The organism is Streptomyces sp. NPDC045022, from assembly GCF_056432605.1.
Genome location: NZ_JBWKIR010000013.1, coordinates 197,889 through 222,071 on the forward strand (window position 1 = coordinate 197,889; position 24,183 = coordinate 222,071).

Here is a 24,183-nt window from a genome sequence, read left to right on the forward strand (position 1 = left end):
GTCTGTCACCGGGCTCAACGCCGGTGGCCGCACGAATCATCCGAACCGCGGATCGCTTCGGCCGATCGGCTGATCACCTCCCGGTCACACCGCCCGGACCGCCGTTCCTCACCGTCCGGGACGGTCTGGCCGGTTTCCCTTCCCGTGACCTTCTTTCTTCGGCCACATCGCGTCGATCACCGAAGCGACCGTACGCCGGGGCATCTAATGAAGATCGGCACGACGTACCTCTTCGGCTGCGAGGACTTTCCATGACGGAACTGACGGACACTTCCGGCCCGGTGCCCCCGGCCGGCACCGTCGCCTTCCCCCAGGACCGCACCTGTCCCTACGACCCGCCCGCCGGATACGACCCGCTGCGCGACGGACGGGCCCTGTCCCGCGTCACTCTCTACGACGGCCAGGAGGCGTGGGTGGTCACCGCGCACGCCACCGCCCGCACGTTGCTGGCCGACCCCCGCCTGTCCACCGACCGCGGCCGTCCCGGTTTCCCCGGTCTCACGCCCGCCTTCGCCGCCATGCGCCGCCGGCGGGTGGCCCTGCTCGGGGTGGACGACCCGGAGCACCACCGGCAGCGGCGGATGATGGTCCCGTCGTTCACCCTCAAGCGCGCGGCCGAGCTGCGGCCCTTGATCCAGCGGACCGTGGACGGGCGGCTGGACGCGATGATCGCGCAGGGGCCGCCCGCCGAGCTGGTCTCCGCCTTCGCGCTGCCCGTACCGTCGATGGTGATCTGCGGTCTGCTCGGAGTGCCGTACGCCGACCACGAGTTCTTCGAGGAGCAGTCCCGCAGACTGCTGCGCGGCCCGTCGCCCGCGGACAACCAGGAAGCCCGTAACCGGCTGGCGGAGTACCTCGGCGGGCTAATCGACCAGAAGGCGAAGGACGCCGAGCCGGGCGAGGGCATCCTCGACGACCTCGTCCGTCATCAGTTCCGCGACGGCACGGTGGACCGCGAGGAACTCGTGGCGCTCGCCATCATCCTGCTGGTCGCCGGCCACGAGACGACCGCCAACATGATCTCCCTCGGCACCTACACGCTGCTGCGGCACCCCGAGCGGCTGGCCGAGTTGCGCGCCGACCCGGCGCTGCTGCCCGCCGCCGTCGAGGAACTGCTGCGGATGCTGTCCATCGCGGAGGGACTGCAGCGCGTCGCCCTGGAGGACATCGAGGTCGCCGGCACCACGATCCGGGCCGGCGAGGGAGTGCTCTTCGCGACCTCGGTGATCAACCGCGACGCTTCCCTCTACGAGGACCCCGACACCCTGGACTTCCACCGCTCCGCCCGCCACCACCTGGCGTTCGGCTTCGGCATCCACCAGTGCCTGGGCCAGAACCTGGCCCGAGCGGAACTCGAGATCGCCCTCGGGAGCCTGCTCGCGCGCCTGCCCGGGCTGCGGCTGGCCGCCCCGGCCGAGGAGATTCCCTGCAAACCCGGCGACACGGTCCAGGGAATGCTGGAACTCCCCGTGACCTGGTAAGAGGCTCTGCTCATGCATATCGACATCGACAAGGACGTCTGTATCGGCGCCGGCCAGTGCGCGCTGGCCGCGCCGGACGTCTTCACCCAGGACGACGACGGCTACAGCACCCTGCTCCCGGGCCGCGAGGACGGTGCCGGTGACCCGATGGTCCGTGTGGCGGCGCAGGCCTGCCCGGTGAGCGCCATCAGCCTGCGCGAGTCCGGCGGCTGACGGCACCGGAGGCGTCGGCCCGGGCGGCCGAGACCGGTCGTAGGCCGGTCGTCTGCGCCGAGGACGAGCCGACTGTACGACCGTCCGTCGGCTCCCAAGGCGGACGGTCACCTGGGGGCAGCAACCCGTACGTCCTGGTGCGCCTCACGGACGTAGCCCGCGCTGCCCGGAGTGGAGACGTCCCGGTCGCGGCGGACGATGCTCAGCCTGCCGCCCCAGTGGGCGAGGGCCGAACGGAACCCGCCGCCGGTGTACTCGATGTCCACGACCCGGTCGTCGAACGCCTTCGCGTACACCCCGCACTCGTCGTACTGCCCGCACTCCTCCGCCACCGCGAAGTCCAGCCCCGTCCGCCCCCGCCGCCCGGCGAGTTCGGAGGTGTTCTTCTGCCCGATGGCCAGGTGCCGGGCGTGCGCGTGCCGGGAGAGCAGGGTCATGAACGCGGTCGCGTCCTCGGCGGTGAGCAGGTGGCGGGAGCGGGTGTAGCTGTCGTAGTTGTCCGGCTCGACGGCGTCGAAGCCCTTCCTCGCGCAGCCGTCGATCCACCGGTTCACCCGTCGCGCCACCCGCTCCCGCTTGGCCGGGGTGCGCAGGTCGAGCAGCGGCTCGTTCCAGTCCTCGTCGATGACGACCTCGCCGTGCGCGTCGCGCAGCAGCAGCTCGGGCGGCCAGGAGGAGCGCTCGGCGGGCTGGGCCTGGAAGGCGTTGACGTAGCAGATGTTGTAGAGGCCCGGGGCGGGGGAGTCGGACCGGTCGCGGCTGACGATCCGCACACCCCTCGGCGGGGGATACGCGCCGCCGATCTGGTAGTCGAACCCGGCGTTCCGCGGCGGCAGCCGTACCGTGGCGGGCTTCGGCGAACCGTCCGTCCCCCCGCTGCCGGAGCCGCAGCCGGCCAGTGCCGACACGGCCACGATCAGGGCCGCTGACAAGGCGCCCGGGGCCGTCCGGCGACCCGCGGCGCGGAAGACACCCTTCGGGGGCAAGTCCGCTCCATCCTGCCCACGCCGGGCGGCGCGGCACGTGTCAGGATCAAATCGCCCGCACGCTCACATCGTCAAGTCGGCTCCGGGGCACGTCGTAGGCTCGGCGGTGACCATCGTCGGCGAAGGCAGGAGCAGCAACGATGCAGTACGCGAAGCTCGGTTCGACGGGCCTGGACGTCTCGCGGATCTGTCTGGGCTGCATGACCTACGGGCTGCCGGACCGCGGCACGCACGAATGGACCCTCGACGAGGACGCCTCCCGCCCGCTCATCCGGCAGGCGCTGGAGACGGGCATCAACTTCTTCGACACCGCCAACGTCTACTCGGACGGCACCAGCGAGGAGATCGTCGGCAAGGCCCTGCGCGACTTCGCGAACCGCGACGAGATCGTGCTGGCCACCAAGGTGCACGGCCGGATGCGGCCGGGCCCCAACGGCGGCGGCCTGTCCCGCAAGGCCATCATGAGCGAGATCGACCACAGTCTGCGCCGGCTCGGCACCGACCACGTCGACCTCTACCAGATCCACCGCTACGACCACGCCACTCCGGTCGAGGAGACGATGGAGGCGCTGCACGACCTGGTCAAGGCGGGCAAGGTGCGCTACATCGGGGCGAGTTCGATGTACGCGTGGGAGTTCTCCAAGGCGCAGTACACCGCCGAGCGGCACGGCTGGACGAAGTTCGTGTCCATGCAGAACCACTACAACCTGCTCTACCGCGAGGAGGAGCGGGAGATGCTGCCGCTCTGCGCGGACCAGGGCGTCGGCGTGCTGCCGTGGAGCCCGCTCGCCCGCGGCCGGCTGACCCGCGACTGGGGCACCGTCACCGGGCGCAGCGCCACCGACAACTTCGGCAGCCGCCTGTACCTGGAGAGCGACCGCGCGATCGTCGAGGCCGTCACCCGGATCGCGAACGACCGCGGTGTGCCGCGCGCCCAGGTGGCCCTCGCCTGGCTGCTGCACCAGGACACGGTGGCCGCGCCGATCGTCGGCGCGGCCAGGCCGCAGCACATCGAGGACGCGGTGGCCGCCGTCGAACTGGAGCTGAGCGACAAAGAGATCGAGGAGCTGGAGCGGCCCTACACCCCGCGGGCCGTCAGCGGCCACTGACCGGTCAGTGGGGTCCGTGCGGTGCGAACTCCGTGCCGCACGGACCCGCGCCCGCGCTCTTTGGCAGCTCCACCCGCTCCCCGGACATCGCCAGTGTCCGGTAGTACGCCCCGATGCGTGCGGCCGAGCGGCCCACGTAGTGCCCGATGAACGAGCGCCGGAAGCGGTCGGCGCTGCGGTTGGGTGCCGAGCCGTGTACCAGGCTGCCGTTGAAGAACAGCACGTCGCCCGGTGCCAGGTCCACGGGCACCGGCGTCAGGCCGGGCGGGGGCGGAACGTACTCGCGGGCGAACGACAGCCCGGCGTCGGCGACCTCGGGACAGAACAGGTCCATCCGGTGCGTGCCCGGTACCACTTGGAGCCCGCCGTTGTCCCGGTCGATCGGCTCACCGGCCACCCACGCGGCCACACAGGTGCCCGGCTCGACCCGCAGATAGAAGTTGTCCTGGTGCAGCGCCTGTCCGCGTGCCCCCGGCGGCTTGAAGTAGAACATGCTCTGCGCGGCCAGCACCTCCTCGCCGAACAACACCTCCAGCACGGCCCGCAGCCGGGCGTCCAGCAGGAACTCCCGTGCCACGGCGCTGATCTCGTGAGGCTGCATCACCCGCGGATACCGGCGCAGCGGATCGGGATCGGCCGGGTCGGGCGCGAAGTGTCCCGGCACGGGCCCGGCGGCGTGCAGCGCCGCGAACTCACCGCACAGCCGCTCGATCTCGCCGGCACCGAACAGTGCGCGCACGACGGTGAATCCGTCCTCCTCGAAGGGCCCCCGCAGCTCCTCGGGCCGGATGGGGGCGCCGGTGGCGCCGATGTCCGCAGCCGTCATGGATCCGCTCCTCGCGTCCGCTGTCCCAGGCCCGTCACGCTAGGCCGACGCGCCCGACGGGAGGATGTCCATGCGTGCTGAGGAGCTGCCCGTGCCTGCTGCGGCCGGTGACCCTTCCCCGCCGCCCGGTCTCGTGGTGACCGGCCGCTACGACCAGGGGCCGGGCTACGGCGTCAACCGCCCCCGCGGCTCGCAGAGTTGGCTGTTCACCTTCACCACCGGCGGACGCGGCCTGATCCACCAGGGCACCGCCCGCGTCCGGGCCGGCGCCGGGGACCTGGTGGTGCTCGCCCCCGGTACCGGTCACCGCTACACGGTCGCGCCCGGCGCCGAGCACTGGCGGTTCTGGTGGGCGCACTGCCCGGCCCGGCCGTCCTGGACGCCCTGGCTCGCCCCGTACGCCCTCGCCGACGGCCTGTACGTCGCCCCCGGACTGACCGGTGCCGCCCACCGCCGGATCGAGGCGGCGTTCGGCCGGATGCTCGCCGACTCCCCCGGGCCGGCCGGGGGAACATCGCGCGGACGGGACCTGGTGGCCGTGGCGGAGGGCAGCCTGGCGCGGGAACTGGTCCTGTGCGCACTGGAGGAGGTCGTGCTGCTCGCCGCCTCCGGCGGACGGGCGGCCCCCGCCGAACCGGGTGCCGACGCCCGGGTGCGCCGCGCCGAGGAACTGATCGCCGCCGACCCCGGAGCCCCGCACACCGTGCGCTCGCTCGCCGAGAGCGTCGCGCTCTCGCCGTCCCGGTTCGCGCACCTGTTCAGCCTGCGGACCGGCCGGCCCCCGATGCGGGCCCTGCGCGAGGCGCGGTTGCGGCACGCGGCCCGGCTGCTGGAGGTCACCGATCTGACGGTGGAACGGGTGGCGGCGGCCTCCGGATTCCCGAGCCCATTCCACTTCAGCCGGGTCTTCCGGACGCGCTACGGCGTGCCACCCGGCGCCTACCGGGCGGGCGAACGGCCGTAATTGGAAGGGGATTCCTTTGACGTTCTGTCAATAGAGAATCCGCTTCCGAATACTGCCGATAATCGAGAGATCTCTTGTTCTCACGTGCGGGTCTGTGTAAAAGTGTGCGCTGTCGCCGTACAGTCACAAAAAATTTCCCCCTGTGCGCGCCAGGCCGCTCCCCGTACACCCCCCACGCTTCAAAAGAGCCGCCTCAGGTGGACGTTCGAGCTGCCCACGATCTCGTCCATACCCGTTGGTATGGACCAATTCCGTATCACGTCTGGAGGAATGCAGCCGTGAATGAGGCAGGCCTGTCGGACGAGCAGCTGAGTGCCGAACTGAAGAAGTGGACCGGGACGACACCCGCGCTCCACCCCGTCGGCGAACTCCTCGACCGGCACTGGGAGGCGGCCTTCGCCTACGCCCGCTTGTGCGCCGACGGCCCACGTGCCGCCGGCATGCTCACCACCGCCGCCTTCACCCGGCTCTTCGGTGAATCGCTCCGGCAGAGCGGTCCGACCGCCGCCTGGCGTCCCCACATTCTGGTCGCCGTCCGCCGGATCGCGGCCGAGTGGGACACCGACGGCCGTCAGGAACTCCTGCACCCTGCGCTGCGGCCGGGCGGCGGCACCGGCGAACGCGCCGCCGCCCGGCTGCTGCCGCACCCCGGCCGGAGGCTGCTGTCGCGCGCGTTCCAGCGGGTGCCCCAGATCTCCCGCGCGGTCCTGTGGCACGCCGAGGTCGAGGCGGAACCGCCGGCGGTGCCCGCCGCTCTCCTGGGCCTGGACGAGGAGGACGTCCGCGTCGAACTCCGCCGGGCCCGTGAACGGCTGCGGGAGGAATGCCTCCAGGCGCACCGCGAACTCGCCCCCGACGCCGAGTGCCGGAGCTATCTGCGCATGCTCGACGTGACCTTCCGGCGCGGCGGCGCCGACATCGATCCGGACCTGCGCCGGCACCTGGCCGGCTGCCCGCACTGCAGCCGGACCGCCGACCAACTCGCCCCGTTCAACACGGGCCTGGGGCTCGCGCTCGCCGAGGCGGTGCTCGGCTGGGGTGCCCGCGCCTATGCGGAGTCCCGGGCGAGCCGCGCCGAGACGCCGGCCGAGCCCGAGCCGGCCCCGGCCCCCGCTGCCGACGCACCCCCGGCAGGCGAGGCGTTCGCTCCCACGCCATCCGACGCCCCCACGCGATCCGACGGCCCCACGCGATCCGACGGCCCCACGCGATCCGACGGCCCCGGCGGTTTCGCCGACTCCACCGGCCCGGACCGGTCCGCCGGCGCCCGCCGTTCGGCGCGCCGCGCCCAGGCCGCCGCTCCCGGCCGTTCCGCGGACCGCGCGGAGCCCGCCGGCTCCCGCCGTTCCGCGCACCGTGCCGCCCGCCGCGCCCGGCGGCGCAACCTAGCGCTGGCCGTCGTCACGGTCAGCGGCCTGGTCGTGCTGCCCCTGGTGCTGTGGTCGGTGCTCGGCTCCGGCGACACGCCGGCCCCCGACCCCGGCGGCACCTCCTCCCGAGCGCCGGGCAAGGACTCCGCCTCCCCGGGCGCGTCCTGGGCCGGTACGAGCGGTGCCGCCCAGGGCGCCCTGCACGGCCGGCTGCGCAACCTGGCCTCCGGCCTGTGCGTCGGTGTGGTCGGCAAGAAGGCCGTCGAGGGCGCCGAGACGGAACTCGCCGGATGCTCCACGACACCGGACCAGCAGTGGACGTACGAGACCGACGGACTGCTGCGCGACAACGCGGCCCCCGGCCTGTGCCTGGACTCCCACCTCGGCTACTCGGTCCGCCTCGCCCCCTGCACGGCCACCGGTGAGGCCGCCCGGAACATCCGCTACGACTTCACCCTCCAGGGCGCCCTCGTACCCCGCTGGAACCAGGAGCTGGCCCTCACCCCGGCCGCCACCGACGGCTCCGGCGCGCTGGTCCTCAAGACCCGTGCCCCCGGCGCCCTCCAGCGCTGGTCCGTCGACACCGCCAAACCCGACCTGGAGATGCAGAACGTCAACTGGGGCAGCGACAGACCTGCACCGACATCCACCACACGGCCCACATCCCCCGAGGCGACGGCCCCACCCAGAGCCTCCAGGACGAGCCCGTCGCCGACCCCCACCCCCACATCGGCCGGGTCGAGCCCGCCACCCACACCGTCCGCCGCGGCCGATCCCTGCTCCGGGTACCCGTACTACTGCGGCGGGGGCTACGGCGGCGGGCGCCGTCACCGCTGACTCAGCGGTGGTGCGGCGGCGGGGGAGGGAGCGTCCCCAGTCCGGGAGCCGGTTCCGGCCACACCACCAGCACCGGGCAGGGCGCGTGGTCGACGGCGAACCGGACGGCCGGGCCGAGGCTGTGCGGTCCGAGCCGGGACCGGTCCCCGTCCCGGGCCAGCACCAGCAGATCGGCCCCTTCGGCGGCGGCCACCACCTCCCGCTCGACCCGGCCCGACCGCTCCTCGCGCACACAGGGCCGGCCGAGCCGCTCCGCCGCCGCGCCGAGCAGTTCGGCCGCCGAACTCCCGCCGAGCGTCTCCAGCAGATCACCCGGGTCGCTTCCCCAGCCTTCGGCCGGACGGTGCCCCCACGGACGCCCGCGACCGAGCAGCCCCGCGAACGCGCCGTGCGCGAGACCGGGCACCTCGGGTCCGCTGACGTGCAACAGCACCACCTCGGCGGTCTCCGGCGCGTGGGCACGGGCGGCGTCCACGCACGCGGGCCAGGTGCCCTCGACCAGCCAGGCGATCACACGCATACCGGCGGCCTCCCTCGGCCTGTGGAGGGCCCTCGGCGAGCCCTCAGAGAACCTGCAGCGACCCCCACAGTGCCACGACCGCGACGGCCAGGGACGAGGGCACGGCGATCAGCCCCAGCCGGGTGAACTCCCCGAGATCCACGCCGTGCTCGTGCTGGTGCACGATCCGCCGCCACAGCAGCGTGGCCAGCGACCCGGCGTAGGTCAGGTTCGGGCCGATGTTCACGCCGAGCAGCACCGCGAGGACCGCGCCCGGCCCGACGGGCGCGGCCAGCGGCAGCAGCACCAGCACCGCGGGCAGGTTGTTGATGAGGTTCGCGAGGACGGCGGCCGACGCGCCGATCCCGAGCAGCGCGGGCAGCCCCGTTCCGCCCGGCAGGAGGTGGGAGAGCGCGCCGGCGAGCCCGTTGTCGACGACAGCCCGTACCACGATGCCGAGCGCCAGGACGAATGCGAGGAAGGCCGGGGCCGCCGCCCGGACGACGGTCAGCGGGGTCGCCTTCCGCCGCAGCAGCGCCCGCCCGGCCAGCGCCAGCGCGCCCGCCGCGGCCACCCAGGCGGGCTCCACGCCGAACGCCGACGCCACCACGAACCCGGCCAGCGTGCAGGCGACGGTCACCAGCGCGAACAGCGGCGGTCGCGGCGCCTCGCCGGTGTCCTCGCCGGCCGGGGCCGCCGCCGCCAGGTCCCGGGCGAAGAACCGCCGGAACACCACGTACTCGGCGCCGATCGCCACCAGCCACGGCAGCGCCATCAGCGCCGCGAACCGGGTGAAGCTCAGCCCGCTCGCCGCGAACGCGAGCAGGTTGGTCAGGTTGGACACCGGCAGCAGCAGCGACGCGGTGTTCGACAGATGGGTGCACGCGTACACGTGCGGCTTGGGCCGTACGCCCGTCCTCGCGGCCGTGGCGAACACCACCGGGGTGAGCAGCACGATCGTGGCGTCCAGGCTGAGCACGGCGGTGATGGCCGAAGCCAGTGCGAACACCGCCGTCAGCAGCCGCACCGGACGCCCCGCCGCCCAGCGGGCCATCCACGCCCCGCAGGCCTGGAACAGCCCCTCCACGGCACAGAAGTGGGCGAGCACCAGTACGGCCGCAAGGAACCCGACGACCGGCCCGAGCCGCTCCGCCTCGGCGCGGGCGTGGCCGAGCGAGATCGCGCCCGTCGCGACCGCGATCCCGGCGGCGGGAACGGCCATGACCGCCTCCGGCCGGCCGAAGGGCCGTACGACGGCCCAGGCGAGCACGGCACCGAGCAGCACGACGGACAGGCCCTCGGCGAGCGGGGTGTTCAAGGCGGGTCCTTCCGGGATCGGTCACGATGGCGCCCGCCCATGAAAACAGAGGATGTCGGCGCCGCTACGACGACCGGGTCCCCGCCGCGCCCAGGAACTCGGCCCAGCCGCCCACCGGGGACTGCCCGGGCGGGAGCGTGCGCAGCCTGCGCAGCACCGCCGGCTCCTGCGCCTCCAGCCAGGCCACGAGCTGCTTGAAGGACACGAACCGGACGTCGTCATGCGCGGCCATCTTCCCGATCGCCTCCTCGACGGCGTCCATGTAGATGCCGCCGTTCCAGCGCTCGAAGTGGTTGCCGATGAAGAGGGGGGCGCGGTTGCTCTCATAGGCGCGCCGGAACCCGGCCAGGTAGGTGTCCCGGGCCTGCGCGCGCCAGGCGTCGTACCGCCCACGGTCGCCGAGTGGGTTCCCGCCCGACTGGTTGAACATCATGTTGTAGTCCATCGACAGCACCTGGAAGGAGTGGCCGGAGAACGGTATGGACTGCAGCGGGAAGTCCCAGATCCGGCCGCCCCGCACGGTGCCCGGCCAGATCTGCAGCCCGCCGGGTGAGCTGGCGTCGTACTTCCAGCCCAGCGCGGCGGCCGTGGGCAGCAGGTTGGCCTGCCCCTCCAGGCAGGGGGTGCGGCCGCCGGTCAGTTCCTTGCGGTAGTCGAAGGGGAGCGGTTCGAGGTCGGTGAAGCCGGTGTTGGTCTTCCACTCGGTGACGAAGCCGACGGCCTGCTCGATCTCGCTGCGCCACTCGGCCGGGGACCAGTTGCGCACGCCGGTCGCGCCGCAGAAGTGCCCGTTGAAGTGGGTGCCGATCTCATGGCCCTCCAGCCAGGCCGCGCGCACCTGCTGGAGCGTGGCGTGGATGTGCCGGTCGGCGAGGTAGCCGATCGCGGACGCGCCGGCCGGGTGCTGCGGCGGGCGGTACAGGTGCTTCTTGGACTCGGGCAGGGTGTAGATGCCGCTGAGGAAGAAGGTCATCTTGGCGCCGTGGTCGGCGGCCACCTTGCGGAACCGGGAGAACAGCCCGTTGCTCAGCTCGCCGGCGCCGTCCCAGGAGAACACCACGAACTGCGGGGGCTTCTGCCCCGGCTTCAGCCGGGTCGGCCTCGGCTGGTGCGGCTGGGCGCCGGTGTCGGCGGTGGAGCCGTCACCGATCGGCTTCGCCGGCCGGGCCTGCGCGGTGCCCCTGCCGTCCGCCGGGTCCGGCCCGCCGGCCCTGAGGCCGGTGCCGGAGGAGCAGGCGGCCAGCGCGCCCAGGGCGCCCGTCGCCGCGCCCGCCGTCAGCATCCGCCTGCGTGAGATCCCGCTCATCGTCTCCCCGATTTCCTCGTCACGGCCCCGGTGCGGGCCTGCTCGCTGTGCGGTCGACGGGTTCGATGACGGGGGGCGGGGGAAAGATCGCGACTGCCGGCGCCTGTTGCCGTCCTGTGACAGTTGTGGCGCGGTCATGACGAACCCCGCTGCCGCGGGAGCGCGACAGCGGGGTTCTCGTGGGGCCCCGGGTGGGTCAGGGGCCGGTGCCGGGGCTGAGCACCGTCAGGAAGACGGACGAGGAGTTCCCGGACACCGGTACCGGTCCACCCGACCAGGTCACCTTCAGGTGGTCCCGCTCGTCCGGCGGGGTGAGCAGCAACGCGGCCGGAGTGGCCGTCTTCGCGCCGCTGACCCCCGGGTTGGAGAAGGTCAGCCCGGCCCAGGCGCTCTGCCCGGGCTTGAGCGTGACGGTCACCGGCGAGCCCGCCTCACGCTTGGGGTCGGGGCCCAGCTGGGTGCCGGAGCCGTTCACGAAGGCAGCACCCGGATAGCCGCGCAGGGAGCAGGTCCGGGCGGACTTGTTGGTGAAGACGACGGGGAAGTTCTCCTGACCGGCCCCCGGATCGTTGCGGCCCACGGAGGCGCGCAGTTCGGAGGTGTGGCACCGGGTACTCGCGGCGGCCGGGGTCGCTGCGCGGCCCGGGGACACCGTCGCCTTGGGGGCGGCGGACCAGGCGGCGCCGGTGACGGTGGAGGCGGTGGGTGCGGTGGAGGCCTCGGCGGACGTGGTGGATGCCGGGCTCTTCGAGGTGTCCGCCGCGGGCGCGGCCGTACCGGACACCGTCAACGGGGGGTTGCTGTGGACGTCCTGGCCGTCGCCGCAGGCGGTCAGGAGGCCCAGCACGGCGACCATGCCGACGAGCAGGGCACCATGCCGCGCGGACCGGGGGGTGTACACCATGTCGCTCAACACTCCTGGATCTTCGGGGCACGCGACGCACCGCGTGCCTGCGGCGCCGAGTGCGCCGTCATGACAGTCCGATGCGCCGGACGCCGGAAAAGTTCGGGACACACAGGGTTCTTTTCCCCGCCTTGACCCACGGCCCGCACCGTTCAGGACACCCGCAGCGAACGGAGTACGCCGTCGGTGGCGTCCCCGGTACCCCGCTGGCGCACCTGCACGTACACCTGTGGCCGCGCGGCGCCGCCCGCCGGGGCCAGCGCGGTCTCCGTGACCGAGCCGCCGTCCGGGCAGCCGCTCCAGGCCCGGACCAGCCCGTGCCAGTCGGCGCCGGTGAAGGTGCGGCTGCCGGAGTAGCGGCAGCCGGAGTGCGCGAGGGCCTTGACCCGCGCGGTGACGTCGCCGTGCTCGCCGACTCCGACGAACACGCCGTCCACGGCTGCCTTCAGGTCGGGCCAGCGCGCCAGGTCGTCGGCCACCACCAGGCCCGGCTCGTGCCCCGCCTTCAGCCCGAGCGCACCCGGGTCCCAGCCGGAGCCGCGCAGCTCACGGCCCCAGCCGGCGGGCACCTGGAGGGTCACCCGGCCGGTGGCGTCGGTCACCCGCACCTGGTCCGGCGTACCGCCGTCCCGGTGGATCACGACGGTCACCGTCACCGCGGCGGCCGCGGCCGCGAGGACCGCGGCGCACGCCAGCGTCACGGTGCTGAGCCGGCCGCGCACACAGTCCAGCCGCCGCGTGGGCCGCCGCGCCGGCGGCCCCGCCGCCAGCCGGTCCAGCTCGTCCGCGAACGCCTGCGCGCCGGGCCAGCGCCGCGCCCGGTCCGGCTCCAACGCGCGCACCAGCGCTCGCCGCACGTCCTCGCCGAGGTCCGGCCGCAGCCGCCCGGGCGGTACGACCCGCCCCGGCGGACCCGGCACGCTCCCGGTGACCAGTTCGTAGCCGACCGCGCCCAGGCTGTAGACGTCGGCCCGCTCGTCGATGCCCTCCCCGGGGTCGGCCTGCTCCGGCGGCTGGTAGCCCGCCGAACCCGCCGCCAGGGTCAGCACGGAGGCCTGCGCGAGGCTCTTCGCCAGACCCAGGTCGGCCAGCAGCACCCGCCGGGTGCCGTCCGGAGCGGTGTGCAGCAGCACGTTGGTCGGCTTGATGTCACGGTGTACGATGCCCGCCTCGTGCAGCGCGGCGGCGCCGCGCGCCGCCTCGGCCGTCAGCGCCAGCCCGTCGCGCACCGGCAGCGGCCCGGCGGCCAGCAGGTCGGCGAGGGTGCCGCCGTCGGCGTACTCCATCACGAAGTACGGTCTGCCGTCGGGCAGTTCCCCGATGTCGTAGACCTGCACCAGCCGGCTGGAACCGGCCCGGCGCAGCAGCCGCGCCTCGGACAGGAAGCGCTCCCTGATGTCGAGCCGGTGCGCCCAGTTCTCGGCGAGGACCTTCACCGCCACCGACGCCTGAAGCTCCGGGTCGTGAGCCAGCCACACCGTGGCGAAGGCGCCGGTGCCCAGCGGCCGTTCGAGGCGGTAGCGGCCGATCCGCTCCAGGGAGTGCATACGACTATCATGCCTGCCCTGAGATCGACTCGGAGGGGGAGCCTCACGTGCAGGACCAGGCGCCGACGGAAGACCTCGCCCGGCGTGCCGCCGCCGGCGACAGCGCGGCCCTGGACCGGCTGCTGACCGAGATCCGGCCCGAGGTGGTGCGCCGCTGCGCCCGCTTCCTGCCCTGCCGGGAGGACGCCGAGGAGGCCGCCCAGGACGTGCTGCTCCAGGTGGCCCGGCACATCCGCGCCTTCGAGGGGCGCAGCCGCTTCGGCACCTGGCTGTACACGGTGGTCGCCAACTGCTGCCGGCAGAAGTACCGCGAGCTGAAACGGCGGGCCGTCGAACAGCCCGCCGCCATCGAGCCCTCCTACGCCGTCGACCCGCGCACCACCAGTGTCATCGCCGGCTCCCGGGTGGACCTCCTGGAGGCGCTGGACCGGCTGGAGCGGGAGCATCCGCACCTGGTCGCGCCGCTGGTCTACCGGGACATCTGCCAGCTGGACTACGCCGAGGCCGCCGAGCGCGTCGGTGTCCCGCTCGGCACCCTCAAGTCCCGGCTGCACGAGGCCCGCAAGCAGGTACGGCCCTGGCTGACGGCCTCCTGAGGCTGCACGGCCCCTCTCGCCTCGCAGGCCTACCGGTCCTCCTCGTACAGGGGCAGTTCCGCCCAGATCGTCTTGCCCTCGGGGGTGTGCCGGCTGCCCCACCGCTGGGTGAGCTGGGCGACCAGCAGCAGACCCCGGCCGCCCTCGTCGAAGATCTTGGCCCGGCGCAGGTGCGGGGCGGTGTGGCTGGTGTCGGAGACCTCGCAGATCAGCGTGGTGGCGTCATGGATCAGCCGCAGCCGGATCGGTTGGGAGCCGTACCGGATGGCGTTGGTGACCAGCTCGCTGACCACCAGCTCCGTCGCGAACGCGGCCTCGCTGAGCCCCCAGGTGCCCAGCTGCTCCACGACCTGCTTGCGGATCGGCGCGACCAGCGCCGGGTCGGCGGGGATGTCCCAGGTCGCCACCTGCGAGGCGGGCAGGCCCTGGGTACGGGCGAGCAGCAGCGCCACGTCGTCGGCGGCGCCGCCCTGGGGCAGCAGGGCGTGCAGGACGCGGTCGCAGGTCTCGTCCAGGGAGCCCCCGTGCGTCCCGAGCGCCTGGTAGAGCAGGTCCCGTCCGGCATCCGCGTCCCGGTCCCGGGACAGCACCAGGCCGTCCGTGTACATGGCGACGACGGTGCCCTCGGGCAGGTCCACCTCGGCGGACTCGAACGGCAGCCCGCCGAGGCCCAGCGGGGGGCCGGCGGGCAGGTCCAGCAGATGCGGACGGCCGCCGGGCCGCATCAGCACCGGCGGTGGATGCCCGGCGCGGGCCAGCGTGCAGCGCCGCGACACCGGGTCGTAGACGGCGTACAGGCAGGTCGCGCCGACCTCACCGGGGCTGCCGTCGCCGCCGGACTCGTCCGACAGCCGCAGCACCAGGTCGTCCAGGTGGGTGAGCAGCTCGTCCGGGGCCAGGTCGATGTCGGCGAGGGTGCGTACGGCGGTGCGCAGCCGCCCCATGGTGGCCGAGGCCTGGACGCCGTGCCCGACGACGTCCCCGACGACCATCGCGACCCGCATCCCGGACAGCCGGATCACGTCGAACCAGTCCCCGCCCACCCCGGCCCGCGCGGCCGGCAGATACCGGGAGGACGCCTCCAGCGCGGCCGTGCGCGGCAGGTTGCGGGGCAGCAGGCTGCGCTGCAGGGCGAGGGCGGTCTCGCGCTCGCGCGAGTAGCGGCGGGCGTTGTCGACGCTGACGGCGGCGCGCGTGGTGATCTCCTCCGCCAGCAGTCTGTCGTCCGCGGTGAACCCGTCCGGGCGCCGGTGCCGGGTGAAGACCGCCACGCCCAGGGTGAGGCCGCGGGCCCGGATGGGCACCGACATCGAGGAGTGGATGCCGAAGGTGCGCACCCGTTCGCCGCGCGCGGGGTCCCAGGTCAGCCACTGGGCCATGTCGCCCACCGCCATCGAGGTGATGATCGTGTGGCCCGCGGTGAGCGAGTCGGCCTGCGGAGAGCCGGCCGGGTACTGCTGGGTCTGCCCGGTCTTCATCGCCGCCTCCGGTACGCCGTCGAGGACCGAGCAGTGGGCGGCCCGGCGCAGGGTGACCGGCGCCGTGATGCGTGCCGGGGGTTCACCGCCGTAGTCCTCGGGGTCCAGCAGATCGACGGTGACGAAGTCGGCGAGCGCGGGCACGCACATGTCCGCCAGCTCCTGCGCCGTACGGGTGATGTCGAGCGTGGTGCCGATGCGCACGCTCGCCTCGTTCACCAGCTGCAGCCGCCGGCGGGCCCGGTAGTTGTCGGTGATGTCGTGCGTGGTCAGGCACACGCCCCGCACCAGGCCCTCCGGGTCCCTGACCGGTGCCATCCGGGCGAGCCAGGCGTGTACTTGGTCGCCGCCGGTGTGCGCGAAGCTCTGCACGTCCAGGGGCCGGCCCGAGGCCAGCACCCCGAGCATGCCCTGTTCCAGCTCCTCGCCCTGCGGCCGGCCGCCGATCTCCGAGGGCCGCAGTCCCCGGACCCGCTCCTCCGGCAGACCGATGACGCCGGCCATCACGTCGTTCATCCGGCGCAGCCGCAGCTGCTCGTCGTACACGGCGACCGCGCACGGCGACTGGAGAAGACCCGCCTCGGCGAGCGGATCGTCCGCTGCGGACGGCTCGGCGCCGGTCAGCGGGGTGACCACCAGCCAGTCGCCCCGGTGCTTGTCGCGCGGCGGCAGACGGTGGGCGAGCAGCCACACCGAGACGGTACGGCCGTCCCGGTGGCGCAATCCGACCGTCCCCTCCCAGCGCGCACCCGTGGGCGCGGCGAGGGCACGGTCACCGGCCAGCAACGCGGCGGCGGGGCGGCCCACCACGGCGTCGGCGGGGTGGCCGAGCAGGCGCCGTGCGCCCTCGTTCCACTCCACCAGTGTTCCGTCGTCATCGATGACAGCCCGGGCCGTCGCCGCCTCGTCGAACGGATAGACCCGGCTCATCGTCGCCGCTCCCAAGCGCACACTCACAGTGAACAGGTGGCACCACTTCTGTTCCAGCGTAGTGCTTCCCGCACTTCCGTGAACCGCGACCCCGGCTACTTGGCCGGTAGGTCGAACAGGGGCAAGGGAGAAATCCGGCCTATGTGCCGGCCCCGGCAGTCGCAGGGTTCCCGACCCTTGACGACCGTGTGTGGCAGGCCGTCAGAATCTGTTTGCTCACGATCAGTTGTGAGTACTTGTGGGCCCTATGAGGGAGAGCCGTCATGACGGTCACGCGCAGATCGGTTCTGGCCGCAGCCACGGCGACGCCCGCGACCGGAGCGCTTCTGGGCATTGCGGCGGCTCCGGCCGCCCTCGCCGCCGAGTCCTCCGGTACCGGGGGACGCCACATCGTGCCCCTGCGCGACGGCTGGAGGTTCGCGCTGGTCAACCCCGGCGGTATCACCGACCCGACCGGCGGCTACGCCGAAGCCGCCGACCCCGGGTACGACGACTCGGCCTGGCGTGAGGTCGCGGTCCCGCACGACTGGAGCATCGAGCAGACCCCGACGACCGACCACGGCACCACCAGCGGCACCGGCTTCTTCCCGGGCGGTCTCGGCTGGTACCGGCTCGCCTTCACCCTCCCACCGGAGTACGCCGGCAAGCGGATCTCGGTGGAGTTCGACGGCGTGTACATGGACTCGTTCGTCTACTGCAACGGCACGGAGGTGGGCCGCCACCCCTACGGCTACACCGGCTTCGCACTCGACCTGACCGGCCTGGTGCACACCGACGGCACCACCCCCGACGTGCTCGCGGTCGAGGTCCGGAACCAGCTGCCGAGCAGCCGCTGGTACTCCGGCAGCGGCATCTACCGCGAGGCCCGTCTGGTGATCACCGAGCCGGTGCACGTGGCGCGCTGGGGCACCGGTGTCACCACCCCGGAGGTCTCCGCCGACCGCGCCCTCGTCCGGGTGCGGACCGTGCTGCGGAACGAGTCGGGCACCGGCACCGACGTCCAGGTGGTGTCCCGGATCGCCGGCCCCGACGGACGCACGGCCGCCCGCACGTCCACCACGCTCGCCGTCTCCGGCGAGGCCGCCGAGACCCACGAACTGACCGTCGCGGAGCCGCGCCTGTGGGACTTCACGACTCCCGGGCACCGCTACACCCTGCACACCGAGCTGCGCGTCGCGGGCCGCACCACCGACACCTACCGCACGACGTTCGGCATCCGCACCTACCGCTTCGACCCCGACGAGGGCTTCTCCCTCAACGGCACCCCCGCCAAGATCAAGGGCGTCGACCTCCACCACGACCAGGGCGCCCTCGGCGCGGCGATCAGCATCGACGCCGTCCGCCGGCAGATGCGGATCATGAAGTCGATGGGGGTCAACGCCTTCCGCACCTCGCACAACCCGCCCTCGCCGCAGATGATCCAGGTCTGCGAGGAACTGGGCATCGTGATGATGGTGGAGGCCTTCGACTGCTGGAGGACCGGCAAGACCCGGTACGACTACGGCCGGTTCTTCGACGAGTGGTGCGAGAAGGACGCCACCGAGATGGTGCTGGCCGCCCGCAACTCGCCCGCGGTGCTCCTGTGGTCCATCGGGAACGAGATCCCCGACTCCACGTCCACGGCCGGGCTCGCCATGGCCGACCGGATCATCGGCGCGATCAAGGCCGCCGACGACACCCGGCCGGTCGTCATCGGCTCGAACAAGTACCACGGCGTGCCCGCGACGGGTTCCGCGGCCGACCGCATGCTCGCCGGACTCGACGGCCTCGGCCTGAACTACAACACCGCCCAATCGGTCGACGCCCTGCACGCCAGGTACCCGCACCTGTTCCTCTTCGAGTCCGAGTCCTCCTCGGAGACCTCGACCCGGGGCACGTACCAGGAGCCGGAGCACCTGAACACGGGGGAGAACCACACGCCGGGCAGGCGGGAGGTCTCCTCCTACGACAACAACCTCGCCTCCTGGACGATGAGCGGCGAGTACGGGCACAAGAAGGACCGGGACCGGAAGTGGTTCGCGGGACAGTTCCTGTGGTCCGGTATCGACTACATCGGCGAGCCCACTCCGTTCGACGTCTTCCCGGTCAAGGCGTCCTTCTTCGGCGCGGTCGACACGGCCGGCTTCCCGAAGGACATGTACCACCTCTTCAAGAGCCAGTGGACGAGCGAGCCCATGGTCCATCTGCTGCCGATGACCTGGAACCACGAGGAGGGCGACACGGTCGAGGTCTGGGCGTACGCCAACGTGCCCTCCGTCGAGCTGTTCCTCAACGGAAAGTCCCTGGGCGTCAGGGAGTTCGACGTCAAGAAGACCACCGACGGGCGTGCCTATCTGGAGACCACCGAGGCCACCGGCGACGACAAAACCTTCACCGACGGCCCCTACCCGGGCAGCTACACCAGCCCCAACGGCAGCGCCGGCAAGCTGCACCTGACGTGGAAAGTGCCCTACCGGCCGGGTGAGTTGAAGGCGGTGGCCCGGCGGGACGGCAAGGTGGTCGCCACCGACGTCCTGCGGACGGCAGGCGCCCCGCACGCGGTGCGCCTCGGCACCGACCGCACGTCCCTTGCCGCCGACGGCCGTTCCCTGGTCTTCGTGACCGCGGAGATCATCGACGCGCACGGCGTGGTCGTGCCCGACGCCGGGGATCTCATCGCCTTCGAGGTGACCGGCGGCCGCCTGGCCGGCGTCGACAACGGCCGCGAGGAGAGCGCCGAGCGCTACCAGGCGAGCACCCGGACCGCCTTCCACGGCAAGGCCCTGGCGATCGTACGGTCCGGGACCGAGCCGGGCGAGCTGAGGGTCACGGGCACGGTGGACGGCCTGCGTTCCGGTGCCGTGCGGGTGCGCACCACACCGGCCCGCTCGGCCGCCGCCACCCCCGTCGCCGGCTTCGCGCCCGGCCCCCCGGTTCCGCCGGACCGCCCGTACGCGGACGCCGGTTACTCCGGGCGCCCGGACACCCTGCCCGCCGCCATGCTCGACGACGACCCGGCGACCGGCTGGTCGAACGCCTTCGCCAAGCCGGCCACGGCACTGCTGCCGGCCTTCGACGGGGCCCGCCCGAAGGACTGGGTCTCGGTCGACTTCGGGCGGACCCGGACCCTTGACCGGGTGGCGGTCTCCTTCACCGTCGACGCCAGGCACTCCCTGCCCGCGCAGGCCGAGGTCGCCGTGTGGGACGGGCGGTCGTACGTCCCGGTCACCGGCGCGGAGGCGGAGTGGGCCACCGCGTCGGACAGCCCCACCGTCATCACCTTCGACGCGGTACGCGGCTCGCGGGTGCGGCTGACGCTGACGAGCGCCTACCCCGGCGAGCCGAGGGGAGCGGTGCGCATCAGCCGGCTGGACGTCTGAGGTGGCGGGGACGGCAAGCCGTTTCGCCCGCCGCCGGCCGCTGGGCCCGGTCAGGCGGCGTCGTGGAACACCAGTCCCAGGGTCCGCCGCCGCCCGGACCGTACGGTGCTCACCCCGTGCCGCATCACCCCGGCCGACCAGCCGCGGCGGGTGCGCACGGGGTGGTCCCGGGTCGTGAAGACCAAGCCGTGGCCCTGCCGCAGGGCGCTCGCCGTGCCCCGGGACTGGGCGCGCGGCCGCTGCTCCACCATCAGGAACTCGCCGCCGGTGTAGTGGGTGCCGTACTCGTCCAGGGCGATCACCACCTGGAGCGGGAAGACCAGCTCGCCGAACACGTCCCGGTGCAGGGCGTTCCAGTCGCCAGGACCGTAGCTCAACAGGATCTGGGCCGACCGGTCCTGGCCGGCGGCATGGCACCGCTCCAGCCACGCGTCGAGGGAGTCGGGCCAGGGGGCCTCCCGGTCCAGCCGGGCCGCCCAGTCCCGGGCGACCGGCAGCAGTCGGGGGTAGAGCGCGGCACGCAACGCGGCCACCGGGGCGGGCAGGTCGTGGGTGAAGTAGCGGTACTGGCCGGAGCCGAACCGGTGCCGGGCCAGATCGACCGTCGTCCGGAACAGCTCCGGCCTGTCGTACAGGGCGGCCAGGTCGGCGCACTCGACGGGCGTGAGCAGCGGGCCGGTGGGCGCGCTGCCGTGCTCGTCCAGCTCGGCCGCGAGGGCGGCCCAGTCGGTGCGGGCGGCCCGGCGGCCCGCCTCGGCCGGTGTGAGGGTCATGGTCACTCCTTGTGCGGGATTCAGATCAGGGCCGGCTGCAGCGCGCCCTCGTGCGTGAGCAGCCACCTCTTGCGCTCGACGCCGCCCGCGTACCCGCGCATCGAGCCGTCCGCGCCGATCACCCGATGGCAGGGGCGCACCAGGAGGAGCGGGTTGGCGCCGAGGGCCCGGCCCACCGCTCGGATCTCGGAACGGGACACCCCGAGCCGGGCCGCCAGCTCGCCGTACGTGGACGTCGTGCCGTACGGGATGCTGTCCAGGGCCTGCCACACCGCCTGCTGGAACGCACTGCCCGGCGCGGCGAGCGGCAGGTCGAAGCGGGTCAGACGGCCCGCGAAGTAGGCGTCCAGCTGACGGTGGACCTCGGTGAACGGCCGGTCGTCGCGGTCCTCCGGGCGGACGGCGGGCGCGCCGCGTTGCCCCGGCGGGGACAGCACCGTGAGGGTGAGGCCGGCGGGTGAGTGGGACCCGGCCAGCAGCAGATCGCCCAGCGGGCTCGGGTGGACGGTGTGGATGGTGCGCGTGTTCATCGGTGCTCCCTTTGCCACGTCCGTGCTGTTTCTCGGTGCTGTCGAGTCTGCTGCGCCGCACGCCAGGGGACCGGCGGAAACCGGACATGACTCTCGGACGTGCGAGGTACCGTGGGGGGTGCGGCCTGACCTGCGGGTATTTACGCTCGAGTACCCCCGCGGTACCGTGAGGGGCATGCCAGCTCTCAACGTGGAGTTCAGCGACCGGGAACTCGAGGACCTGCGGCAGATCGCCAAGGAGCGCGGTACGTCGATGAAGGCCCTCGTGCGTGAGGCGGCTGCCGCCGACATCGCGCGGCACCGGGCCCTGCAGGAGGGCGCGGAGGCCTTCCGTCGCTTCTTCGCCGCCCATGCCGAGGAGTTCGCGGAGGCCTTTCCCGACGACGAGCCCCCCGCCAGGGGCGAGGCTGCCTGAGTGATGCCCTCCGTCATTCATATCGACGTCCCGTGGCTGCTCCAGCGGCACGAGGAGGTGCTGCCCGACCAGCCCGCCGTGGACGACTTCTCCGCGCTGGTCGCCGCCGTCGCCCGGCACCGGGTGGACCCGCCCCGGCTCGGCGTGGACTCCGACCCCGCCTGGCGCGCCGCCGCCCTGCTGCACACGCTCGCCGTGCTCAAGCCGCTGCCCGCGGCCAACGCCCGCTTCGCCTGCGCGACGGCGGTGGCCTACATGTTCGTCAGCGGCGCCGGCATCGACCCGCCCTACGGCGCCCTGGTCGACCTCGCCCGCGACCTGATCTCCGGCAAGACCGACGTGTACGGCGCGGCCGACCGGCTCCGCTCCTGGCAGATCTGAACCCGGCCGACCGGTCCCGGTCCCGGCGGACGCGCCCCCGGCCGGCGGGGGAAGCCGCCGGGGGGCCGCCGGCCGAGGGCGGGAGGAACGGGGCCGGCGGCCGGTCGCACGCAGGGGAGCCGCCGTCCTGCGCGGGGCCTTCCGAGAGGGCCGGAACCCAGTCCACCACCGGGTTCCCACGTCGCGGGAGCGCGCGCGGCCCGCGGGTGCGTGCGCCCGCTTCACACGGGGTGCCCGGAATACCGAAAGCCACGGCAGCCGACCAGGCACGCGGGCCCATTTCTGACTTTCTTTCAAACCTGCCGATGTTGTACGGGCGCCTTGTTGCTCGTGTGGAAGTTGTGCAAGGGTTGTAACGCCCGTGCAGGGGGGTAAAGTCCGGGCTTCTTCCGGCAGTTGTGGAACAGGACCGGCCGAGTGCCGGTGAATTCCCGCTCCCCGCGCGCGTCAGGGATACGCATCTACGCATCACGCACCAAAGGAATCCTTTCAGTGCCCACCCCCCACCCCCCTCGTCCCCCCTATCCGCCGCCCGGCGGAGACCTGGGGGAATCCGACGAATCGCTCGCCGGCCCGCTGCGCGCCGGCTCCGACGCGGAGGCCTCCCGGTCCGCCGCCCTCCTGATGGCCCGGCACTGGCGGCCGGCGCAGGAGTACGCGGTCATCTGCCTGGCCACGCCGGGGCCGCTCGCCCACATGGTCACCGCCACCGCCTTCCATCAGGTCCTCGACCGGCTCGCCCTCGGCGAACCCGCGGAGGCGTTCCGGCCCCGCCTGCTCGTGGCCGTCCGGGACACGGTCGTCAACTGGTCCGGCACGGACCGGATCACCGCCGTACTGCCCGGACTGGGAAAACCCGCCGGGGGCCGCGGTATGCGCGCCGCGAAGACCCTGATACCGGAAAACCGTGCCCTCTCCGACCGCTCCTTCCACGGCCTTCCCCGACTGGAGCAGGCGCTGCTGTGGCATACCGAGGTCGAGGCGGAACCGATAAACGTCCCTGCCGGACTGCTCGGCATCGACACCGAGAGCGCTACGGCCGCACTCGAACAGGCTCGCGAGAAATTCCGGGAAGGCCTGGTGTGCGCCCACCGGGAACTCGCGCCCGGCAAGGACTGCCGCTACTACAACCGCCTGCTCGACGTGCCGATCCGCCGCGGCGGCACCCTGCTGCCCGATGTCCAGGAGCACTTGGCCGCCTGCGCCCACTGCCGGCACGCGGCCGAGCAACTCGGTCATGCCGAGGCCGCCTTGGGTGTGCTGCTCGCCGAAGCCGTCCTCGGCTGGGGCGCCCGCCGCTATCTCGACTCACGCCCCGGCCGCCGACCGGCCCCCGGCCGTGGCCGCGGCGGCTCCCGGCGCTCGGGCGGACGCCGGCGCGGCGGAAAGCCCGGCCTGCTCGCACGCGTCGCCCTGCCCGGCGCCCGGCGGCGCGGCGCCGGGGACCCCGGGCCGCAGGCGCGCGTGTCGGCGTCCCGCGGCCGGCGGCGTGGTGTCGGCGAGCCCGGGCCGCTCGCCCGCACGCCCCTGTCGACGCGCCGCGAGCCCGGCACCGCCTGGTCCTCCGGCGCCCTGCTCATCGGAGTCGGCGTGGCCTCGGCCGGACTGCTGGCGACCGTCCTTGCGATCAGCATGTGGCCGGACGGCGGATCCGGCACCGACCCGGTCGCCTCCGCCGGCACCCAGTCCCCGCCCGCCTCCGCCGGCACGCCCGGCACCGCCGGCCTGCCCGCCGCGGGCCGGCCCACCCGACTGCGCAACGCCGCCGCCGACCTGTGCCTGGACGTCGACGGCAGGCCCAGGGACGGTGCGAGCACGGCCCTCGCCGCCTGCTCCTCGGCGGTCACACAGCAGTGGACGTACGACGCCGACGGTCTGCTGCGCAGCGCGGCCGAGTCGGATCTCTGCCTGGACTCGCACGCCGACGCCGGCGTGGTGATCCTCGGTACCTGCGCCGACGCCGGGTCGAAGCGGGGCGACGACGTGCGCTACGACCTCACGGTGCGAGGCGAGTTGCTGCCCCGCTGGGACCGGACCGTCGCCCTCGCCACCGCGGGCGAGGCGCCCGGCGGCGACCTGGTGGTCAAGGTCCGGGACCGGTCCGCCGGTCAGCGCTGGCTGACCGACTCGCCCACGGCGAGCCCCGGTTCGCTGTCGATCGCCGGTACGGACGGGCCGTCCGCGCAGCCGGCGGAACTGTCCGAGAAGGACATGTGACACGCCGCCGGGCCGGGGCCGGGCAGCCCGGCCCCGGCCCGGCGGACTGGGGCCTTTCGTTTGGATCATGCCGGATCAGGGAGCGGGGCCTGGCGCCGTGCATCGCAAGGCGGAGGAGGGCGTCATGGCGGAGCCATGGCAACC

General features: G+C 73.3%; 20 protein-coding genes. 10 read left to right on the forward strand and 10 right to left on the reverse strand.

Annotated features, from left to right (window positions below; all coding sequences use genetic code 11):
• The first annotated feature begins 251 nt into the window (after positions 1-251).
• Together AC07C1_RS24115 and AC07C1_RS24120 are read left to right on the forward strand one after the other, a co-directional pair.
• Positions 252-1,481: a cytochrome P450 gene (locus tag AC07C1_RS24115; RefSeq protein WP_478942046.1), complete on the forward strand. Its 1,230-nt coding sequence runs from the start codon at positions 252-254 to the stop codon at positions 1,479-1,481.
• A 12-nt stretch (positions 1,482-1,493) separates the two neighbouring features.
• Complete coding sequence (locus tag AC07C1_RS24120; RefSeq protein WP_478942048.1) at positions 1,494-1,694, forward strand: ferredoxin; 201 nt, start codon at positions 1,494-1,496, stop codon at positions 1,692-1,694.
• A gap of 107 nt (positions 1,695-1,801) precedes the next feature.
• On the opposite strand, the gene AC07C1_RS24125 is transcribed toward AC07C1_RS24120, so the two are convergent.
• Entirely contained in the window at positions 1,802-2,680 is an 879-nt protein-coding gene (locus AC07C1_RS24125) for an endo alpha-1,4 polygalactosaminidase (protein WP_478942049.1), read from the reverse strand.
• A 140-nt stretch (positions 2,681-2,820) separates the two neighbouring features.
• On the opposite strand from AC07C1_RS24125, the gene AC07C1_RS24130 reads away from it, so the two are divergent.
• The gene (locus tag AC07C1_RS24130; RefSeq protein ID WP_478942051.1) at positions 2,821-3,789 is read left to right on the forward strand and encodes an aldo/keto reductase; all 969 of its coding nucleotides are present in this window, start codon (positions 2,821-2,823) and stop codon (positions 3,787-3,789) included.
• 4 nt (positions 3,790-3,793) lie between these two features.
• Here the strand turns inward: AC07C1_RS24130 and AC07C1_RS24135 are convergent, their stop codons facing one another.
• Complete coding sequence (locus AC07C1_RS24135) at positions 3,794-4,615, reverse strand: phytanoyl-CoA dioxygenase family protein (RefSeq protein WP_478942053.1); 822 nt, start codon at positions 4,613-4,615, stop codon at positions 3,794-3,796.
• A 70-nt stretch (positions 4,616-4,685) separates the two neighbouring features.
• On the opposite strand from AC07C1_RS24135, the gene AC07C1_RS24140 reads away from it, so the two are divergent.
• Both AC07C1_RS24140 and AC07C1_RS24145 read left to right on the forward strand, forming a co-directional pair.
• Complete coding sequence (locus tag AC07C1_RS24140; RefSeq protein ID WP_478942055.1) at positions 4,686-5,579, forward strand: helix-turn-helix domain-containing protein; 894 nt, start codon at positions 4,686-4,688, stop codon at positions 5,577-5,579.
• 278 nt (positions 5,580-5,857) lie between these two features.
• On the forward strand, positions 5,858-7,786 hold the full coding sequence (locus AC07C1_RS24145; RefSeq protein ID WP_478942057.1) for a ricin-type beta-trefoil lectin domain protein: 1,929 nt from the start codon (positions 5,858-5,860) through the stop codon (positions 7,784-7,786).
• 1 nt (position 7,787) lies between these two features.
• Here AC07C1_RS24145 and AC07C1_RS24150 read toward each other — a convergent pair whose 3' ends face one another.
• The 5 genes from AC07C1_RS24150 to AC07C1_RS24170 all read right to left on the reverse strand — a co-directional run bounded on the left by AC07C1_RS24150 (position 7,788) and on the right by AC07C1_RS24170 (position 13,360).
• Entirely contained in the window at positions 7,788-8,306 is a 519-nt protein-coding gene (locus tag AC07C1_RS24150) for a universal stress protein (protein WP_478942059.1), read from the reverse strand.
• A gap of 43 nt (positions 8,307-8,349) precedes the next feature.
• Entirely contained in the window at positions 8,350-9,603 is a 1,254-nt protein-coding gene (locus AC07C1_RS24155; protein ID WP_478942061.1) for an arsenic transporter, read from the reverse strand.
• 64 nt (positions 9,604-9,667) lie between these two features.
• A complete protein-coding gene (locus AC07C1_RS24160; RefSeq protein WP_478942063.1) occupies positions 9,668-10,909 on the reverse strand; it encodes a polysaccharide deacetylase family protein in 1,242 nt (413 codons plus the stop codon).
• A 196-nt stretch (positions 10,910-11,105) separates the two neighbouring features.
• On the reverse strand, positions 11,106-11,813 hold the full coding sequence (locus tag AC07C1_RS24165; RefSeq protein ID WP_478942065.1) for a DUF4232 domain-containing protein: 708 nt from the start codon (positions 11,811-11,813) through the stop codon (positions 11,106-11,108).
• 152 nt (positions 11,814-11,965) lie between these two features.
• Positions 11,966-13,360, reverse strand: a complete 1,395-nt coding sequence (locus AC07C1_RS24170; protein WP_478942067.1) for a serine/threonine-protein kinase — start codon at positions 13,358-13,360, stop codon at positions 11,966-11,968.
• Between the two features lie 47 nt (positions 13,361-13,407).
• On the opposite strand from AC07C1_RS24170, the gene AC07C1_RS24175 reads away from it, so the two are divergent.
• The gene (locus AC07C1_RS24175; RefSeq protein ID WP_478942069.1) at positions 13,408-13,956 is read left to right on the forward strand and encodes an RNA polymerase sigma factor; all 549 of its coding nucleotides are present in this window, start codon (positions 13,408-13,410) and stop codon (positions 13,954-13,956) included.
• Between the two features lie 29 nt (positions 13,957-13,985).
• On the opposite strand, the gene AC07C1_RS24180 is transcribed toward AC07C1_RS24175, so the two are convergent.
• Positions 13,986-16,364 carry a SpoIIE family protein phosphatase gene (locus AC07C1_RS24180; RefSeq protein ID WP_478942071.1) on the reverse strand — a complete coding sequence of 793 codons (2,379 nt, stop codon included), beginning with the start codon at positions 16,362-16,364 and terminating at the stop codon, positions 13,986-13,988.
• Positions 16,365-16,627: 263 nt separating this feature from the next.
• Between AC07C1_RS24180 and AC07C1_RS24185 the strand changes: the two genes are divergently transcribed.
• On the forward strand, positions 16,628-19,723 hold the full coding sequence (locus tag AC07C1_RS24185; RefSeq protein ID WP_478942073.1) for a glycoside hydrolase family 2 TIM barrel-domain containing protein: 3,096 nt from the start codon (positions 16,628-16,630) through the stop codon (positions 19,721-19,723).
• Positions 19,724-19,773: 50 nt separating this feature from the next.
• Here the strand turns inward: AC07C1_RS24185 and AC07C1_RS24190 are convergent, their stop codons facing one another.
• Together AC07C1_RS24190 and AC07C1_RS24195 are read right to left on the reverse strand one after the other, a co-directional pair.
• Positions 19,774-20,496 carry a 2OG-Fe(II) oxygenase gene (locus AC07C1_RS24190; protein ID WP_478942075.1) on the reverse strand — a complete coding sequence of 241 codons (723 nt, stop codon included), beginning with the start codon at positions 20,494-20,496 and terminating at the stop codon, positions 19,774-19,776.
• A gap of 20 nt (positions 20,497-20,516) precedes the next feature.
• Complete coding sequence (locus AC07C1_RS24195) at positions 20,517-21,026, reverse strand: methylated-DNA--[protein]-cysteine S-methyltransferase (RefSeq protein ID WP_478942077.1); 510 nt, start codon at positions 21,024-21,026, stop codon at positions 20,517-20,519.
• Positions 21,027-21,201: 175 nt separating this feature from the next.
• On the opposite strand from AC07C1_RS24195, the gene AC07C1_RS24200 reads away from it, so the two are divergent.
• From AC07C1_RS24200 to AC07C1_RS24210, 3 genes are all read left to right on the forward strand, one after another.
• Positions 21,202-21,441 carry a hypothetical protein gene (locus tag AC07C1_RS24200; protein ID WP_478942078.1) on the forward strand — a complete coding sequence of 80 codons (240 nt, stop codon included), beginning with the start codon at positions 21,202-21,204 and terminating at the stop codon, positions 21,439-21,441.
• Positions 21,442-21,444: 3 nt separating this feature from the next.
• Positions 21,445-21,822, forward strand: a complete 378-nt coding sequence (locus tag AC07C1_RS24205) for a toxin Doc (RefSeq protein WP_161291407.1) — start codon at positions 21,445-21,447, stop codon at positions 21,820-21,822.
• A gap of 492 nt (positions 21,823-22,314) precedes the next feature.
• Positions 22,315-24,039 (forward strand): RICIN domain-containing protein, encoded by a 1,725-nt coding sequence (locus AC07C1_RS24210; RefSeq protein ID WP_478942080.1) that lies wholly within the window; start codon positions 22,315-22,317, stop codon positions 24,037-24,039.
• Positions 24,040-24,183 lie beyond the last annotated feature (144 nt).